The 18,834-nt window shown below is 69.4% G+C and carries 12 protein-coding genes; 8 read left to right on the top strand and 4 right to left on the bottom strand.

All coding sequences use genetic code 11. The annotated features are described in order from the left end of the window. Together D6T64_RS01515 and D6T64_RS01510 are read right to left on the bottom strand one after the other, a co-directional pair. Positions 1-2,491, bottom strand: a 2,491-nt coding sequence (locus D6T64_RS01515; RefSeq protein ID WP_119970773.1) for a DNA polymerase III subunit gamma and tau, incomplete at its 3' end; no start/stop codon positions are given. A 394-nt stretch (positions 2,492-2,885) separates the two neighbouring features. Beyond that, entirely contained in the window at positions 2,886-4,109 is a 1,224-nt protein-coding gene (locus D6T64_RS01510; protein WP_199719024.1) for an ROK family transcriptional regulator, read from the bottom strand. Positions 4,110-4,295: 186 nt separating this feature from the next. Between D6T64_RS01510 and D6T64_RS01505 the strand changes: the two genes are divergently transcribed. The 5 genes from D6T64_RS01505 (at position 4,296) to D6T64_RS01485 (ending at position 10,535) form a co-directional block, all read left to right on the top strand. Beyond that, a complete protein-coding gene (locus D6T64_RS01505) occupies positions 4,296-5,561 on the top strand; it encodes an ABC transporter substrate-binding protein (protein WP_119970766.1) in 1,266 nt (421 codons plus the stop codon). Between the two features lie 33 nt (positions 5,562-5,594). Then, entirely contained in the window at positions 5,595-6,524 is a 930-nt protein-coding gene (locus D6T64_RS01500) for a carbohydrate ABC transporter permease (protein ID WP_119970764.1), read from the top strand. Beyond that, complete coding sequence (locus D6T64_RS01495; protein WP_119970761.1) at positions 6,524-7,447, top strand: carbohydrate ABC transporter permease; 924 nt, start codon at positions 6,524-6,526, stop codon at positions 7,445-7,447. Before D6T64_RS01500 ends, D6T64_RS01495 begins: the two co-directional genes overlap by 1 nt. 81 nt (positions 7,448-7,528) lie before the next feature. Then, complete coding sequence (locus D6T64_RS01490) at positions 7,529-9,325, top strand: glycoside hydrolase family 13 protein (protein WP_119970759.1); 1,797 nt, start codon at positions 7,529-7,531, stop codon at positions 9,323-9,325. 7 nt (positions 9,326-9,332) lie between these two features. Continuing rightward, a complete protein-coding gene (locus D6T64_RS01485; protein ID WP_119970757.1) occupies positions 9,333-10,535 on the top strand; it encodes a glycoside hydrolase family 32 protein in 1,203 nt (400 codons plus the stop codon). Positions 10,536-11,092: 557 nt separating this feature from the next. Here the strand turns inward: D6T64_RS01485 and D6T64_RS01480 are convergent. Then, on the bottom strand, positions 11,093-14,116 hold the full coding sequence (locus D6T64_RS01480; protein ID WP_119970755.1) for an IPT/TIG domain-containing protein: 3,024 nt from the start codon (positions 14,114-14,116) through the stop codon (positions 11,093-11,095). Beyond that, the gene (locus tag D6T64_RS01475) at positions 14,101-16,617 is read right to left on the bottom strand and encodes a choice-of-anchor G family protein (protein ID WP_119970753.1); all 2,517 of its coding nucleotides are present in this window, start codon (positions 16,615-16,617) and stop codon (positions 14,101-14,103) included. Before D6T64_RS01475 ends, D6T64_RS01480 begins: the two co-directional genes overlap by 16 nt. A 349-nt stretch (positions 16,618-16,966) precedes the next feature. Between D6T64_RS01475 and D6T64_RS01470 the strand changes: the two genes are divergently transcribed. From D6T64_RS01470 to D6T64_RS01460, 3 genes are all read left to right on the top strand, one after another. After that, entirely contained in the window at positions 16,967-17,635 is a 669-nt protein-coding gene (locus D6T64_RS01470; protein WP_119970751.1) for a SipW-dependent-type signal peptide-containing protein, read from the top strand. Positions 17,636-17,657: 22 nt separating this feature from the next. Next, positions 17,658-18,278, top strand: a complete 621-nt coding sequence (locus D6T64_RS01465; RefSeq protein ID WP_119970749.1) for a SipW-dependent-type signal peptide-containing protein — start codon at positions 17,658-17,660, stop codon at positions 18,276-18,278. A 13-nt stretch (positions 18,279-18,291) separates the two neighbouring features. Next, a partial coding sequence (locus D6T64_RS01460) for a signal peptidase I (protein ID WP_233550764.1) occupies positions 18,292-18,834 on the top strand: 543 nt, incomplete at its 3' end.

Genomic DNA, 18,834 nt, shown 5'->3' with positions numbered 1-18,834 from the left:
CGGGCGCGGCGACAGCGCGTTCCTCGGCAGGCGCGGCGGCCCGGGCGGGCTCGGCCGGTGCCGGGGTGTCGGAAACCGGGGCCAGGGCAGCGCCGCCGGCGGATCCGGGGATGGCGACGGTCGCCCACCCGGTCGAGGTGGCGGCGGGAACAACCTCTGCCCGCGAGGCGGCGGGCGCGACCTCTGGGGCTGCCGTGGCCCCTGGGACTGCCGGGGCCTCTGAAACTGTCGTGACTTCTGAGCCTGCCGTGATCTCCGGGGCTGCCGTGACCTCCGGGGCTGTCGTGACATCTGGGGCTGCCGTGACCTCTGGGGCTGCCGTGACCTCCGGGGCTGCCGTGACCGCCGGGGTTGCCGTGACCTCTGAGCCTGCCGTGATCGACTCTGGCCCTGAAATGACCTCCGGCGTCGTGACGCTCGTGTGTGAAGCGTTGGCGTCGAGGTCAACACCGACGTCAACCGCGCTGTCGGCAACGACAACCGCATTGGGAGCGACCGAGCTGTCGGCGAAAACGTCGGTATCGACGGGCGCTGCGGAGCCGGCATCCGCGACCAGAGTGGAGTCGACGTCGACCGGCTCGGCTGCGACCGTGGGCGCAGCGCCAAGCTCTGCCCCCTTGCCTGCGTCGACCCCTGCGTCGACCTCAACATCGACCTCAACAGGCGCCGCGAGCACCGGTTCCGCCGCAACAGGCGCCGCGAGCGCGAGCCCCGGGGCGGCCGCCGTCGGCGAGCCCCACGGCACCGGACCCGACCCGGGCGCGGGCGCGGGTGCAGCATCCGTCACCGGAGTATCGGCCACGGCAACCGGCGCGGCCGCCCCAGCCCCGCTCGGCCCGGAACCGCTGGGCGAGGAAGGGCCACCTGAGCCGCCGGATCCGCCAGGGCCGCCGTCGGCGCGCGCGACGAACTTGACGGAGAGGCCGAGCACCTCGAGCAGCGCCGCCCGCAGAAAATCGCTGATGCCCTGCCCGGGCGCGGGGCGCTGCTTGAAGCTCGCCAGGTCGGCCTCGTTCGGGAACGACAAGACGAGCACTTCGCCGCCGCGCAGTTCGAGCACCCGCGCGTTGTAGACGACGAGCCAGGCGCTGACCTTCGCCGCGCGCACGACCTCGAGCACCTCGGGCCAGGCATCGCGCAGCTGCTGCACCGAGACCGGCCCAACCGGGTGCACGCGGGGCGCGGTGACGGATGCCGCGGGCTGGGCCGCCGGGGCCGCCGGGGCCGGTTCGATGCGCGGGTTCGCCGCGATCGGGGCCGCCGGCGGAACGAAAGCGGCCGGAGCGGCAGCGGCCGGAGCGGCAGCGGCCAGTTCCACGTCTCCGGCAACACCGACACGCCGTTCCAGGCGTTCGACGCGGGCAAGGGCGCCGCGAGTGGAATCATCCGTCGCCGGAATCAGCGCGCGCGCAATCATCAGCTCGAGGTGCAGGCGCGGCGAGGTCGCGCCGCTCATCTCGGTCAGGGCGGCGTTCAGAATGTCGGCGGTGCGGGACAACTCGGCCGGGCCGAACTGCGCGGCCTGGGTGGCCATGCGGTCGAGCTCGTCGGGGGCGACCCCGCGCAGCACGGCGGCGGCCCCAGCGGCACTGGTCGCGGCGACAATGATCAGGTCCCGCATGCGTTCGAGCAGGTCCTCGACGAAGCGGCGCGGGTCTTGCCCGGTCTGGATCACCCGGTCGACGGCGTCGAAAGCGGATGCCGCATCCCGCGCGCCGATCGCGTCGACGGCTTCGTCGAGCAGCGCCGCGCTCGTGTAGCCGAGCAGCGCCACGGCGCGGTCGTACTCGATCGACGCGCCGTCGCTGCCGGCCATCAGCTGGTCGAGCAGCGACAGCGTGTCGCGCGGCGACCCGCCACCGGCGCGCACGACGAGCGGCAGAACTCCCGGTGCGACCTGCATTTTCTCGGTGTCGCACATCTGCTGCACGTACTCGAGCATCGGGCCGGGCGGCACGAGCCTAAACGGATAGTGGTGGGTGCGCGACCGGATCGTGCCGATGACCTTCTCGGGCTCGGTCGTCGCGAAGATGAACTTGACGTGCTCCGGCGGCTCTTCGACGATCTTCAACAGCGCGTTGAAGCCCTGCGGGGTGACCATGTGGGCCTCGTCGAGGATGAAGATCTTGTACCGGTCGCGGGCGGGCGCGAAAATGGCCCGCTCGCGGATGTCGCGGGCGTCGTCGACGCCGTTGTGGCTCGCGGCGTCGATCTCGACCACGTCGAGGGATCCGCCGCCGTCGCGCGCGAGCTCGATGCAGCTCGGGCAGACGCCGCACGGCGTGTCGGTCGGGCCCTCGGCGCAGTTCAGGCAGCGGGCGAGGATGCGCGCGCTCGTCGTCTTGCCACACCCGCGGGGTCCACTGAAGAGGTACGCATGGTTCACGCGGTTGGTACGTAAGGCTGTCATCAGGGGTTCAGTCACCTGTGACTGCCCGATCAGGTCGGCAAAGGTCTCTGGCCGGTAACGGCGATACAGGGCGGTAACCACGGATCTATGGTACTTGCTGCCACTGACAGTGGCGCGGCCGCGCATCCGGCGCCCAGCACCCGACCCCACCCCTCCGCCGCCGCTCTGTACCGTTCGACGGAGTTCGCCCGCGAAAACAACGCTCCCGGCCGCAAATAGGTCCAAATCGGGCCGAACACCGTCGAATGGTACGGGACCGGTGACGGATGCCGCGGCCGAGCCGGCGGCGCGGGCGCGGCATCCGCTACCACCAGGCCCACTACCCCCGACGCCGCGTACCATTCGACGGAGTCCAGCCCCGAAACAGGCGCAGCAGGCCAAAACGGCCCGAAAACGTGCTCAACACCGTCGAATGGTACGGGCACACGGCCGGGGTGACGGATGCCCGCCGCAGGACCGCAGAGCCGCAGAGCCGCTAGACCGCGGCGCGGCTCGCGGCCGACTCGCCCAGGCCGACCCGCAGCACGTCGGCGCGGGCGGCGTCGAGGGCGGCGGACACGGCCCCCGTCACCACCGACGTGCCGCCGAGTGACGACAGCGACAGTTCGGGAGCCGGCACGTCCACCTCGCCGGGCAACAGCGCCCGCGCGACGTCGAGCACCTCGGCCAGCCCGTCGGCGATGGCCCCCGCCACGATCACCCGCTCCGGATCGTAGAGGCTGCCGAACACGGCCGTGATGCGGGCCAGCACGCCCCCGGCGCGTTCGACCAGGCTGGTCGCCCAGGCGTCACCGGACCGGGCCAAATCCAGCACCAGGCGGCCCGTCATCCGATCACTCGGCACACTCGTCAAGACGTGGCCGGCCGGGATCTGACCGTCGGCCGCCGCCTGGGCGACCCAGTCGGTGAGCAGCAGCCCGATTCCCGCCGCGGATCCGACCCCGGAGACGAAGTCGAACGCCCGCATCTCCCCCACCCCGCCGTGCACGCCCCGCAGCAGATGCCCGTCGACGACGACGCCCGCACCCAGCCGGTGGCCGGCCAGTAGCACCACGAAGTCACGCAGGCCGACGGCCGCCCCGACGGCTCCCTCGGCCACGGCGGCGAGCGCCGCGTCGTTCTCGACGCGCACGATCGGCGCCCACTCTTCGAGCAGTCCGCGCAGGTCGGGGTTCATACGGCGCCAGAAGCCGTCGCGCTGGGTCGGTGAGATGCCGACCGAATTCACCGGCGCGGGCACCCCGACGCACACGGCGAGCACGGCGTGCCGAGAACGACCGGCCGCCGTCAGTGCCGCGTCGATGGCTCGCTGCACGGCAGCCCGCCGCTGCCCGGCATCCTCATGGCCGGCGTCGAGTTCCACCGTGCACCGCGCGAGCGGTTCGCCGCGAAGGTCGGCCACCATCGTGGTCAGGTGTGACCGGCCTGCGTCCACGCCCACGACGACGGCGGCGTCGGCGTCGAGTTCGAACCGCCGTGAGGGGCGCCCCTTGCTGTACTCGCCGCCGACCGCGCGGGCATTGGGCAATTCGCGCAACAGGCCAAGGTCGATGAGTTCGTCGAGCGCGGAAATGGCGGTCGACCGGGTCAGGCCCGTCGCCTCCATCGCCTCGGTGCTGACGAACACCCCGGTCGCCCAGGCGAAGTCGAGCATCGACCGCAGGCTCGCTCGCGACGCCGAAACAGTTTCGCTGATCATCGGTAAGTGCCCCTTGACTCTTGTATCCCCTTGTTGCATTATGGTCGCAGGCCCATTGATTTGAAAGCTAAATCTAATGTTCAATTCAAATCGCGACGGAATCGCGACCGATTCGCGACCGATCTCATCGAGCGAAGTTATCGAAACAGGGCCAAAACCAATGACGGTTTTGTGAAAGGACATCACGTGCACCGATCCATTCGCCGCACGCCCCGGGTGCTGGCTGCAGCCCTGGGTCTCGTACTGGTGGGCGTCACGCTGACCAGTTGTTCAGCGGGCGACGCCCCCGAGACCGTGCGTTTTCACCTCAGCAAGCCCGAGGCCATCCCGTACTTCCGCGCGCTCATCTCGGAATACAACGCCGGCCAGGATGACGTCGAAGTCATCCTCGATTCGTCGTCGAACCTGCAGGCCGGTTTTCTGCGCGGCAATCCGCCCGACCTCGGCCTGCTCAACTACAACATGGAGATGGCCCGCTTCATGGAACGGGGCGCCCTGAGCGACCTCTCCGACATGCCCGAGGCCGACCGGGTGCTGCCCGAGGTGCAGCAACTCGTCGAGCAGTACGCGACCTACCCCGGGCGCACGAGCGTGCTGCCGTATTCGGTGATGGCGGCATCCGTCATCTATAACCAGGAAATCTTCGAGCAGCAGGGACTCGACGTTCCCCAGACCTACGACGAGCTCATCGCCGTCTGCGACCGGCTCACGGCGGCGGGAATCACCCCGTTCTACGGCACTTTCAAGGACCCGTGGACCGTCGCGCAGGGCTGGTTCGACTACACCGTCGGCGGCGAGATCGACGTGGCCGCCTTCTACGAACAGATGAACGAACTCGGCACCGAGGTTGGCCCCGATTCCCCGGTCTCCTTCCAGAAGACCCTGGCCGAGCCGGTCGACCGCATGAAGGTGCTCATCGACAATTACGCGAATGCGGATGCCGCGAGCAAGGGATACGGCGACGGCAACCTGGCCTTCGCGAAGGGTGAAGCGGCCATGTACCTGCAAGGCCCCTGGGCCCTCGGGGAGATCGCAAAGACCTCGCCCGACCTCAAACTCGGCACCTTTCCCCTGCCGATGACCGACGACCCGGAAGACCTCGAAGTGCGGGTCAACATCGACCTCGCCGCATGGATCCCCGAGGCCTCGAAGCACCAGGAAGCGGCCCGCGAGTTTCTCAGCTTCCTGTTCCAGCAGGACGTGATGGATGCCTACAACGCGGCCCAGCTCGGCTACGGCACCACGACGGATGCCGCACCGGTGACCGACCCGCGCATCATCGGCATGAGCGAGTACTACGCCGCCGCCGACTTCTACCAGGGCGCGTCGAAGGCGATCCCGCAGACCATTCCGGTCGACAACTACCTGCAGGGCCTCGCTCTCGGCAGCGGTGTGGAAAGCACCCTCAAGACCCTCGATGCCGACTGGGCGCGCCTCGCGTTTCGCCGGTAACCGGGCCGACATGTCTCACGAAAGGAACGGGCAATGACAACGACGACTGCGCCGACCGCGCCGACCCAGGCGGCACCGCCATCGGCGACCACGCCCCGGCAGGCGAAGAGCAGGGTGGAGGGCATCTACTACGCCTTCCTGATCCCGAGCCTCGAGCTCTTCACCCTCGCCATCACGGTGCCGGCCATCATCGGCATCTTCTTCAGCTTCACCAACTCCATCGGCTTCGGCGAGTGGGAGCTGATCGGGCTCACCAACTACATCGCCATGTTCTCCGACCCGGCAATCCTCTCGAGCTACCTCTTCACCTTCGGCTTCGCCTCCGTCACCGTGGTTCTCGTCAACGTGGTCGCGTTCCTGCTGGCGGTGGGGCTGACGGCCCAGATCAAGTTCAAGACCGCGCTGCGCACGGTGTTCGTGATTCCCATGGTGGTGTCGGGCATCATCATCGCCTTCGTCTTCAACTTTCTGTTCTCCAACTCGCTCCCGGTGTTCGGGCAGGCGACCGGAATCGGGCTGCTGAGCGAGAGCATCCTCGCCAACCCCGACCTGGCCTGGGTCGCGATCGTGATCGTGACCGCGTGGCAGGCGGTTCCCGGCACCCTGCTCATCTACATCGCCGGCCTGCTGGCAATCCCCGGGGATGTCTACGAGGCGGCAAGCCTCGACGGCGCCACCAAACGGCAGCAGCTGGTGCGCATCACCCTGCCGCTGGTCGTCGGCTACGTGGTGATCAACGTGCTGCTCGGTTTCAAGAACTTCCTGAACGCCTATGACGTGATCATCGGCCTCACCAACGGCGGTCCCGGTACCGCCACCCGCAGCATCCCGATGACGATCGTCACCGGCTTCACCGGAGGCGACTACGCCTATCAGATGGCCAACGCCACGATGTTCTTCGTGATCGTCGTGATCATCTCGCTGATCCAGCTCCGGATTTCTCGTGGAAGGAACGCCGTCTGATGTCCATCCAGCCCACCCTCATTGCCGAGGGCATCGAAGCCACCAGCCGGCGCGAGGCCGGAATTTCCAGCCGGCCGCCCGCGCGATCTCGGCGCAGCGGCGGCAACCGGCCCGGCTGGTCCACCACGATCGTGCTGCTGCTCTGCGCCATCACCGTGGTCGTGCCGCTCTACGTGACCGTCTCGATGGCCTTCAAGACCCAGGCGCAAGCGGTCGACGGCAACGCCTTCTCGCTGCCGGCGCCGTTCAGCGTCGAGGGCTTCGTCACGGCCTGGAACCTCACGAACTTTCCGGCCGCCTTCACCGTCTCGGTGCTCATCACGGCGGGCACCGTGATCGGAACCGTCGTGCTCGGAGCATTCGCCTCCTATGCGATTTCCCGCAACTGGGACCGCAAGCTGTTCCGCTACTCCTTCTACTACCTGCTCGCGGCGATGTTCATCCCCTTCCCGGTCGTCGCGCTGCCGCAGATTCAGCTGACCGGGCTGCTCGGCCTCGACAACCCGGTGGGCGTCACCTTTTTGCACATCATGTTCCAGCTGAGCTTCAGCATCCTGCTGTTCACCGCGTTCCTGCGCTCGATTCCGAACGAGCTCGAAGAGAGCGCCCGCCTCGACGGGGCCAGCACCTGGCAGACCTTCTGGCAGCTGATCTTTCCCCTGCTGGCGCCGATGAGCGCCACGGTGGGCATCTTCGCCTTCCTCGCCTCCTGGAACGACTTCATGATGCCGTCGCTGATCACCTCCAACGCGGCGCTGCAGACGCTTCCCGTCGTGCAGAGCATCTTCCAGACCCAGTTCAGCAATAACTACAACGTGTCCTTCGCTTCGTACCTGATGGCGATGGCCCCCGCGATCATCGCCTATCTCTTCACCCAGCGCTGGGTGATGGAAGGCGTCACCCAGGGCGCGGTGAAGGGCTGACGCCCCACCCCGCCGATCGCCTGCGACAACCCAGATTGCACCCCGAATACAGCTTCCACCCCGAATACAAGGAGCAATCCCGTGAGCACCACCGACGTCCTCGCCCCCGGCACCACCCCCGCCGCCACTCCCCTCGAACTCGCACCCTGGTGGCGCCAGGCCGCGGTCTACCAGATCTACCCGCGCAGCTTCGCCGACGCCAACGGCGACGGCCTCGGCGACATCCCCGGCATCACCTCGAAGGCCGACTATCTCCAGGGGCTCGGCATCGATGCGGTCTGGCTCAGCCCCTTCTACCCGTCGGCGCTGGCGGATGGCGGCTACGACGTCGCCGACTACCGCAACGTCGACCCGCGGCTCGGCACCCTCGCCGACTTCGATGCGATGCTCGGCGCCCTGCACGCGCTCGGCATCCGCGTCGTGGTCGACATCGTGCCCAACCACACCTCCGACCAGCACGCGTGGTTCCAGGAGGCGGTCGCCGCCGGCCGCGGGTCATCCGCTCGCGAACGCTACATTTTTCGCGAAGGTAACGGAGCGGATGGCGCCCTGCCGCCCACCGACTGGGTCGCCGCGTTCGGTGGCTCGGCTTGGGAACGAGTCAACGACGGCCAGTGGTACCTGCACAGCTTCGCCATCGAGCAGCCGGATCTCAACTGGGCCCACCCCGAGGTGCGCGCCGATTTCGTCACGACCCTGCGGTTCTGGTCGGACCGCGGGGTTGACGGGTTCCGCATCGACGTGGCTCACATGCTGACCAAGGACCTCACCGAACCCCTGCCCTCGCAGGCCGAGATGGACCTGCTGCCGCGTGACGGGAAGCATCCGCTGCAGGACCGAGACGACGTGCACGAGGTCTACGCCGAGTGGCGCCAGGTGTTCAACAGCTACGACCCGCCGCGCACCGCCGTGGCGGAGGCCTGGGTCGACCGGGCGCGCGTGCCCCTCTACGCGAGCCCCGACAGCCTCGGCCAGGCCTTCAACTTCGACCTGCTCGAAGCCGACTTCGACGCCGCCCAGTTCGAAGCCGTCGTGCGGGACAACCTCACCCTCGCGGCGGCCTCCGGCTCCTCGAGCACCTGGGTGCTCTCCAACCACGACGTCGTGCGGCACGCCACCCGCTACGGGCTTCCGGTTCCGCCGCGTTCCGCAGACGGGCATCCGCTGCGCAAGCACGGCGTCGACTGGGTGATCAGCGGAGGGGTCTCGCCCGTGCTCGACCGCGCGCAGGGCGAACGCCGCGCCGCGGCCGCGACCCTGTTCATGCTGGGCCTGCCCGGTTCGAGCTACCTGTACCAGGGCGAGGAACTCGGCCTGCACGAGGTCGCCGAGATCCCCGCCGAGGCCCGCCAGGACCCGACCTTCTTTCGCAGCGCCGGTGCAGACCTCGGCCGTGACGGATGCCGCGTGCCGCTGCCCTGGGACGCGGCCGGCGCGAGCTCGTTCGGCTTCGGCAGCGGCGGGGCGCACCTGCCGCAGCCGACCTGGTTCGCCGAATACACCGTGGCCGCCGAGTCGGACGACCCCGAATCGAGCCTCGAGCTGTACCGGCGGGCCCTGGCGCTGCGGCGCAGCCTGCAGACGGACGAGCATCTGGAATGGATCCCCTCGGGGCGGGCCGACGTGCTGCGCTTCCGGCGTCCCAACGGGTGGCAGGTCGTCACCAACTTCGGCACCGAGCCGTACCCGATCGACGCGGTCGGCACGACCGGCACCGCCGTCCCGGCTGACGTGGGCGAGACGATCGCCGCGTCCGGCACGGCCGACACCGCTGTCTCTTCCGGCCGCGCCGACATGCTGATCGCGAGCCGACCGCTCGCCGCGGGCATCCTTCCGGGCGAAGCCACGGTGTGGTTCGGCCCCCGCGACGCGGGCTGAGCCGCCCGTGACTGATGCCGTTCGCCCCCGACCCCGGGTGCACTTCACCCCGCAGGCCGGGTGGATCAACGACCCACTCGCCCTGACCTGGCACAACGGTCGCTACCACCTGTTCTTCCAGTTCGTACCCGGCCAGACGGAGTGGGCACCGCAGTGCCGCTGGGGGCACGCGACGTCGGCCGACCTGCTGACCTGGACGGAGCATCCGGTGGCGATCGAACCGGGCGACGGAGACGACGGCATCTGGTCCGGCTCGATCGCGATCGATGACGCGGGCCGGCCGACCCTGTTCTACACCTCGGTCACGCTGCCCGACCTCGCCATCGGGCGGATCCGAACTGCGACCCCCACCGATGACACCTGGATGACGTGGGAGAAGGGGCCGGTCGCCGCAGATGCCCCGGCCCTGGAGGAATCCGGCCTCGACGTGGTCGCTTTCCGCGATCCCTTTCTCACGCGTGAAGTCGGTGCGAACGGCGACGCCCGGTGGCGGATGCTCGTGGGCACCGCCCTGCGCGGCGGCGACGCCGCGGCAAGCGCGTTCTCGTCGACCGACCTGGTGACCTGGTCGTTCGACGGGCTCGCCGCCAGCCGCAACGCCGCCGAGACCGACCCGGTCTGGACGGGCTCGCTCTGGGAATGCCCGCAGGTGTTCTCGATTGACGGCCGCGACGTGCTGCTGACCTCGGTGTGGCAGAACGACGAGCTGCACTCGGTGGCCTACGGGGTCGGCGAGTTCGCCGACGGTCGGTTTCGCGCCGAGTCCTGGGGGCGGTTGTCCTACGGCCCGAGCTACTATGCGCCGTCGTTCTTTCGCGATGCGGACGGTCGCGCCTGCGTCATCTACTGGATGCGCGGCGTGCTCGACGCCGACGCCGGCCGGGCCAGCGCCCTCAGCGTGCCGCACGTATTGTCCCGGCAGGGCGACGTGCTCGTCGCCGAACCGCACCCGGCGGTGGCCGGCCTGGGCCTGGGCTGGAACACTGCCGAGGACGGCGAACTGCACGTCGCCGGGCCGACGCCGGTGCGGGTGCAGCGCCGCGGCGGGCTGCTCGTCATCACGCACGACGGTTCCGAGACGACCGTGCCGATCGGATCCGACCTCGTGCGCGTGCTCGTCGACGCCGAGACACTCGAGCTCTTCACCGACCAGGGTGTCTTCGCGCTCGGTGCCGCCCACCCCTTCGGCCCCGTGACCCTCTCGGCCTAACGCCTCGCCCACGCGACAGCCCTTCCCACCCCGCCCGCGTACCATTCGACGGAGTTCAGCGCCGAAAACCACGTTTCCCGCCCGAAACAGGCCCCAACCGACCCGAACACCGTCGAATGGTACGGGCCCCGACCCGAACGCGGCATCCGCTTCACCACGGATGCCGCCCCATCGGCGCCCGCGTACCATTCGACGGAGATTCGCCGCGAAAACCACGTTTCCGGCCCGAAACAGCTCTCAACCCGGCTCAACACCGTCGAATGGTACGGGCCAACGCGCCGGACGATGCCGGGCAACGGATGCCGCGCCCCGCCCCCGCGGCGCTGGCCGGAGCATCCGCGCCCGCGTACCATTCGACGGAGTCCAGCGCCGAAAACCACGTTTCCCGCCCGAAACCGGCCCCAACCGGGCTGAACACCGTCGAATGGTACGGGGACCACCACGGGCAGGCGCACGGAACGGCCCCGCACCGGGAGAGGTGCGGGGCCGTTCCGTTAGGCCCGCGGATAAGGGGTCATGCGGTCCCGGCGGCGGGGGGTCTGCCGGGACCGCACGTTCTAGGGGCGGCCGAGGTGGCCGCGCTTGCGCAGCAGCACGAGTGCGCCGCCGAGGAGAAGAGCCAGCACACCGAAGAGGGTGATCGGCATCCAGGTGAATCCGGTCGAGGCCAGCAGCGACTCGTAGGTGTACCCGATCTGGTCGGGCTCACTCTGTCCGTCGACCATCACGACCACCGTTCCGGCGGCGTGTTCCGGCGCCGTGTAGGTGATCAGCGTGTCGCTGACCTGCGTGTAGTCCACCGCGACGCCGTCGACCGAGACGAGCGTCGTGCTGTCGAAGCCGACTCCGAAGATCGACACCAGGCCGCCACCCGAGGTCGGCCCCGAGGAGGGACTGATGCTCGAGATGATCGGGTCTTCGTAGGTGAACATCGGCGCGGCCGGAATGGCCATCGGCAGAATCGAGGGCACCAGGGCCATCGACGCGCTGCCGAGCATCAGCCCGCCACCGCCGAACGACGCCGTCGCCACCCCGAGCGGGGTCACCGATCCCGGCCCGGTGACCATCACGGGCACCTCCGCCGAGTCGAACGCCGGGTTCATCGCCTGGATCTCGGTATCCGAGACCACGGTGAACGAGGTCGCTTCAACCCCGCCGAAGGTCACCGAGGTGGCCGTCGTGAATCCGAAGCCGGTGATGGTGATCATGTCGCCACCCTCATCTCCGCCGCGGTCCGGGCTCAGGCTCAGCGCGAGCGCGCCGGGCACGAACTCGAACCCGTCGGGCAGTTCGCCCGTGCCACAGGTGCCGCCGCCGACGACCGTCACATCGACGATGCCCACCCCGGCCGGAGCGACCGCGGTGATCTGCGTGTCAGAGACAACCGTGAAGCTCGTCGCCGAGACTCCGCCGAACAGCACGTCCGTCGCGCCGGTGAAGCACGACCCGGTGATCGTCACCGTGGTGCCGCCCGTCTCCGGGCCGATGGGCGGGTCGACGGTGTCGACCGTCGTCACCGCGGTGAACTCGAACGGCAGGGGCACGGATGCCCCACCCGGCCCGGTCACAACCACCGGCACGGTCGCCGGCACGTGGGCCGGTGTCGTGAAGGTGATCGTGGTGTCATCGACGAACACGAACGGAACCGAGACGCCGTCAATCGTGACGTCGGTGGTGCCCGTGAATCCGGTGCCGGAGATCGTGACGGGGGTACCGCCGGTCTCCGGTCCGCTCGTCGGGTCCAGGCTCGTCGTGACCGCCGAGGGGACGTAGGTGAAGTCGAGCGGCCCCGAATCGCCGTTCGGCGACTCGACGATCACGTCGACCAGGCCGGGAGCGTGCCCCGGAGTGATCACCGTGATCTGCGTCGCGGAATCGACCGTGAAGCCGGTTCCAGCGAGCCCGTCAAAGGTGACCGCGGTGGCGCCGGTGAAGCCGGTGCCGGTCACGACGACCGTCGTGCCTCCGGCCTCAGGGCCACTGTCGGGAGCCAGCGAGAGCGCAACCGCGGGCGGCAGGTACTCGTAGCCGTCCGGGATGATCCCGGTGCCACAGGTTCCCGCACCGACCACGGTGACGTCAACGACGCCGGTTCCGGCCGGGACGACCGCCGTGATGACGGTGTCCGAGACCACCACGAAGCTTGTCGCTGCAACGCCACCGAAAAGCACCGCGGTGGCTCCGGTGAAGCACGACCCGGTGATCGTCACCGTGTTGGTGCCGGCTTCAGGCCCGGTCGGCGGGTCGACGGTGTCGATCTGCGTGACGGGAGTGAAGGTGAAGCCCAGCGGGTCAGACACCCCGCCCGGCGCGGTTACGACGACCGGCACGGTGGCCGGTGAGTGCGCCGGCGTGACAAACGTCACGACGGTGTCCGACACCTCGACGAACGGAACCGAGACCCCGTCAATGGTGACCAGGGTGGTGCCGGTGAACCCGACACCGGTGATGGTCACCGCGGTGCCGCCGGTCTGAGGACCGTTGTTCGGGTCCAGAGAGGAGATGACCGGCAGCGCCACGAAGGTGTAGTCGAGCGGAGCGCTGTTGCCGTTGGGCGAGAGCACGACCGTGTCGGTCACGCCGGGGGCGTGCGCCGGAGTGACGACCGTGATCTGGGTGTCGGAGTCGACCGTGAAGCCGGTTCCGAACAGCCCGTCAAAGGTGACCGCGGTGGCGCCGGTGAAGCCGGTGCCGGTCACGACGACCGTCGTGCCTCCGGCTTCAGGGCCACTGTCGGGAGCCAGCGAGAGCGCGACTGCCGGCGGCAGGTACTCGTAGCCGTCCGGGACGATTCCGGTGCCACAGGTTCCCGCACCGACCACGGTGACGTCAACGACGCCGGTTCCGGCCGGGACAACCGCCGTGATGACGGTGTCCGAGACCACCACGAAGCTTGTCGCTGCAACGCCGCCGAAGAGCACCGCGGTGGCTCCGGTGAAGCACTGACCCGTGAGGGTCACTGTCGTCCCACCGGCCTCAGGTCCGGTCGGCGGGTCGACACTGTCGATCTGCGTGACGGGCGTGAAGGTGAAGCCCAGCGGGCCAGAAATACCGCCGGGACCGGCAACGAGCACGTCCACCGTCGCCGGCAGATGCGCGAGCGTGGTCAGGGTGATCGAGGTATCGGAGACCACCACGAACGGAACCGAAATCCCGTCAATCGTGACGTCGGTGGCGCCGGTGAAGCCCGTTCCGGTCAGGGTGACGGCGGTGCCACCGGTCTGCGGCCCACTCGACGGGTCGATGCCGGTGAGCACGGGCGTCGCAAAGAAGGTGAACACGCCGGGGTTGGAGTTGCCGTTCGGGGCGAGCACGACCACGTCGGCCGGTCCCGGCGCGTGCGCCGGGGTCACAACCGTGATCTGGGTGTCGGAATCGACCGTGAAGCCGGTACCGAACAGCCCGTCAAAGGTGACGGCCGTGGCATCCGTGAAGCCGGTGCCGGTGACGATCACCGTGGTGCCGCCTGCTTCGGGCCCGGTGGTGGGCGCCAGGCCGGTGATCACGGCGTCGGGAACGTCGGTGAATTCAAACGGCAGGGCAGCGGATGTCCCACCCGGCCCGGTCACGACGACCGGCACGGTCGCCGGTGCGTGGGCGGGNTCCCACCCGGCCCGGTCACGACGACCGGCACGGTCGCCGGTGCGTGGGCGGGTGTCGTGAAGGTGATCGTGGTGTCGTCGACCACCACGAACGGCACGCCGACCGCATCGATCGTGACGCTCGTCGCGCCGGTGAAGCCGGTGCCGGTGATCGTGACGGCGGTGCCGCCGGTCTCGGGTCCGTTGTCGGGAACGAGGCTGGTCGGGGCGGGCAGCGGGTTGAAGGTGAACACCCCGGGGGCAGAATTGCCGTTCGGGGACAGCACGACCACGTCGCTCGGGCCGGGCGCGTGCGCCGCGGTCACGACCGTGATCTGGGTGTCGGAGTCGACGGTGACGGTGGCGGCGGATTCACCGTCGAAGGTCACATCCGTCGCCCCGGTGAAGCCGGTGCCGGTGATGGTGACGGTGGTGCCGCCGGCCTCCGGTCCGTTATCGGGAGTAATAGCAGATATCACGGCCGCGGGCAGATACGTGAAGCCGTCGGGAAGAGTGCCCGTCCCGCAGGTTCCACCGCCCACGACCGTGACATCGGCAACCCCGACCCCGGCGGGAACATCCGCCGTGATCGTGGTGTCAGTGACGACCACGACGTTCGTGGCCGGAGTGCCCCCGATGAGCACGCTGGTGGCCCCGGTAAAGCAGGAGCCGGTGATGGTCACCGAGGTGCCGCCGGCCTCCGGGCCGGTGCTGGGCACCACGGCAGTCACCACGGTGACGGGCGTGAAGGTGAAGTCGAGGGGCGCGGTCGCGCCGGCCGGATCGGTGACGACCACGGGCACCACACCCGGCACGTGCACCGGGGTCGTGAACGTGATGTTCGCATCGTCAACGACGACGAAGGGAACGCTGACGCCGTCGATCGTGACGTCGGTCGTGCCGAAGAAGCCGCTGCCGGTGATGGTCACCGGGGTGCCGCCGGTCTCGGGGCCACTGGAGGGCACGAGCGCGGTGGCGACCGGGGCGACGTTGAGGGCGTTGACGCCGACGCGTGCGGTGCCGAGGTTCAGCTCGAGCGCATCGGCGGTGGGCAGCACCGTGACGCGCAGCGCGGTTTCGGTGAAGACGCCGGCGACGGTCGACTGGTTGGTCACCGTGAGGGTGAGCACCTCGCTGAGCACCGGTTCGAGGGCGGGCAGCAGGGTGTTGACCGTGGGAGCGAGCACGGTGTCGCTGAGCGCGTTGACGGCATCCGTCGCCAGGCTGAGCGGGGCCGCGAGGGCCGCGACCAGCGCGGCCGCCCCGCCGCCGAGCCCCAGCCCAAGGCCGAGCAGGGTGACGCCGGTGGTGTCACCGGCGAGCAGGGCGCCGACGGTGGTGTTGATGGTGAGGATCGGAACATCGACGCCGAGCACCGAAATGGATGCGTCCCCGACCACGGCCGCGCTGTTCACGGCCGCGAGCAGGGCCGCTTCGACGTCGTCGGTGAGGCTCGTGATGAGACCGAGAATATTGGCGCTGATCGTGTTGATCACGGCCGGGGTGAGGATCTCGGTGTTGGCCGGCAGGCCGTTCAGGGCGGTGATCTCGTCGAGGTCGACGTTGACCGCGCCGGTGGTGAGGTCGATCGTGACGCCGGGGAAGGCCGGGTCGGCGAGCGGTCCGGTGGTGAGGCCGGCAACCGCAGCCGCGAGGTCGGGCGGGGTGACGGCAATGTTCGTGGTCACCGCGCCGAGCCCGCCGAGAGTGACACCGAGCTGGGTGTCGAGGGCGGCGCTGAGTCCGTCGACGGTGGCCTGCAGCGCGGTGACGGTCGTGTTCACGTCGCCGACGAGGGCGCCGAGGGCCGGACTCGTGAAGCTGATGTCGGCATCCGCGATCTCGTAGCTGCCGACCGCGGCGGCCGGGGCCGCCTGGGAGGCGCGGCCGCTGATCGCGCCGAGGGTGAGGTTGAGGTCGGCCAGTTCGGCCAGGCTCGCGGCGGGAAGGCCGAGCTGGTCGACGACGCCTGAGAGGCTGAGGCCGAGCGGCCCGGGCGCGACGCCCGCGGCCGGGGTGACGCCGGTACCGATCAGGCCCGCGTCGGAGACGGTGCCGGAGGCGCCGACCGAGGAAGCGTCGGCGAGTGCGCTCGCGTACTGCGAGACGACGCCGGCATTGGTGAGGTCGAGGGGGATCTGCACGCCCCCGGCGCTCGTGATCGTGACCGCGCCGAGCGCGGACAGGTCGAGGTTGTTCGCGTTGGTCTGGTCGGCGGTGCCGTCGCTCGTGGCGGTCTCGCCGGCGAGCGCGGCCACGAGGGCGAGGTCCTGGTCGATCAGGCTGCCGGAGAGGTACTGGCCCTCGGCGTTGCTGATGTCACCGGGAGCGGCGACGGCCGCAACCGCGCCGGCTCCGACGAGCAGGGCGGTGATGGCCGTGAACGCGCCGAGGCGCAGGCCTAATCGGGCACGCGCGGATTCGGGTCGACTCGGGTCGCTGCCCAGAAAACTGAACGACGACGGTGATTTGAACGCTTGTGATACTGCGGTTTCGGGCACAGCTATCCACCTCGGGCCTACCCACAGCCGCGATTACAAGGCCCCCGCCCCACGACTTGTGGTTCACACTGGCGGCAACTTTACCGGCAACATTCATGGAATTACAAGGAAATTGTGAACCGAGTTTCTAGCCCCCGTTCAGGGGGAATATTACCAAGATCTCACAGATACCAAACTTAGCGTATACCCCTGTTTAGGGGTGGGCTAGAGTGTGTGCAGCGCACTGAGGCATTCTCACCTCGACCACTCGAGGTGACACGTCCTGAACTCGCCGCTTCACCGTTTGCCGGTCAACCCTGTCACCACCACACCGAGCACGAACAGCACGAGTCTTCAGAAAGTTCCCACCATGACCTCCCAGCACCCCTCCGATGTCCTCTCTCCGGTCGAACCGCCCCAGGCGGGCGCCGCTGTCCACGAGAAGGGCCTGCGCAGCCGTCGGGCCCGCGCCATCCTCGCCGGCGGCCTCGTGCTCGGCGTCGGCGCCGCGATCACCCTCGCCGCCTGGAACGACTCCGAGTTCGCCACCGGAACCTTCAGCTCCGGCCAGTTCAACCTCGTCGGCAGCGTCGACGGCCTGACCTTCGACGAGAACCCGGTCGGCGCTCCCGCCGCCGTCACCTTCACCGCCGGCTTCGACGACCTCGCCCCAAGCGAGACGGTCGCCGCGCCGTTCGTCGTGCACCTCGACGCGACGACGACGGATGACGCGGACCTCACGGTCGCGAGCGCCGTCGGCTCGGGAACCGCTGAAGCCGAGCTGACCTATGGGGTCGTGGCCGTGGCATCCGTCGCCGCCTGCACCCCGACGGCCACCGGAACGGTGCTTGTCTCCCCCGGCACCGCGCTCGACGCCGTCGAGGCCGCGCCGCTGCCGAGCGTGCCGCTCACGCAGAGCGTTGACGGCATCGCCGCCGGAGCCGACGTGTTCCTGTGCATTCAGGTGTCCTCGAGCACCACCCTCGCGCAGGACACCGACGCCGTCGGGCTGTGGGAGTTCGAAGCGATCAGCAACTAGGCCTGCGGGTATTGGCACGCTGATGCGACGCCCTCCTCCGCCTCACCGTTCGTCCGCGGATCGGCGACGCGGCCTCACCCGCCTGCGCGCCGTTCTGGCGGGCGGGCTGGTGTTCGGGGTCGGCGCCGCCGTGACGCTCGCCGCGTGGACCGACCAGGAACACGCCTCGAGCAGCTTCACCGCGGGCACCTTCTCGATCGTCGGCGCCGCCGACGGCGTCACCTTCTCTGATCACCCGACCGCGCCCGGCGCGACGCTGACCTTTCTGGTCGCGCCGACCGCGCTCGCCCCCGGCAGCACCGTGTACGCGCTCTACTCCGTGAAGACGGCGGCGACGAGCGTGCCCGGCAATATCCAGCTGACCGCGGATGCCGCCAACAACGCCGGTCTCGGCGCCTACCTCACCTACGGGGTCACCCGCATTGCGGGCACCACGTGCAGCGCCGCGACATTCGGCGGCGGCACGGTCGCTGTTGCCACGGGGTCGGCGCTGACCACCGGGGCGGCCGGCAGCGTTGCGCTCAGCGGGGCGGGGGCATCCGTCGTGAATTATTGCTTCGCGGTGACGCTGCCGGTCGGGGCGCCGAACGCGGCGCAGGGCACGACGCTCACCGGGCACTGGATCATCACCGGAACGACGTAGGCCCGCTGTGGGTGTGCGACAGTCGACAGTGGCGGGGTTCGTGGGCAACGCCCTGCTGAACCTTGCCGCGCTCGGCGGGCTGGTCTGCCTGGTGCTCGTGGTGATCGCGTTCGCCTTCAATATGACGCTGATCATGTTCAAGACCGGGTCGATGAGCCCCACGATTCCGGCCGGTTCGGTGGCGCTCGTGCAAGAGAAGCCGGCATCCGAGGTATTGGTGGGGGACGTGGTGACCGTCGACCGGGCCGCGGCGCTGCCGATCACGCACCGGGTGACATCCGTCTCGCCGGGCCGGGGCGGTGACGAGCGTGTGATCACGATGCGCGGTGATGCGAACGCCACGGATGACCCGGTGCCGTATACGGTCACGACCGTTCGGGCGGTGCTCGGATCGGTGCCCGGTCTCGCCTACGTCGTGGTGTGGATGTCGAACCCCCTCGTGCTCGGGGCGATCGCGCTCGGCGCATCGGCGCTCGTGACCTGGGCGTTCTGGCCGCGCGCCGCCCGCCGTGGCGGGCCCGGTGGGGAGGCCGGCGCGGAGACGGCCGCCCAGGCG

Origin of the sequence: Cryobacterium melibiosiphilum, from assembly GCF_003602235.1 — a bacterium.
GTDB lineage: Bacteria > Actinomycetota > Actinomycetes > Actinomycetales > Microbacteriaceae > Cryobacterium > Cryobacterium melibiosiphilum.
Note: the sequence above shows the minus strand (reverse complement) of the source record. Positions and strands in the feature narration are given on the sequence as shown.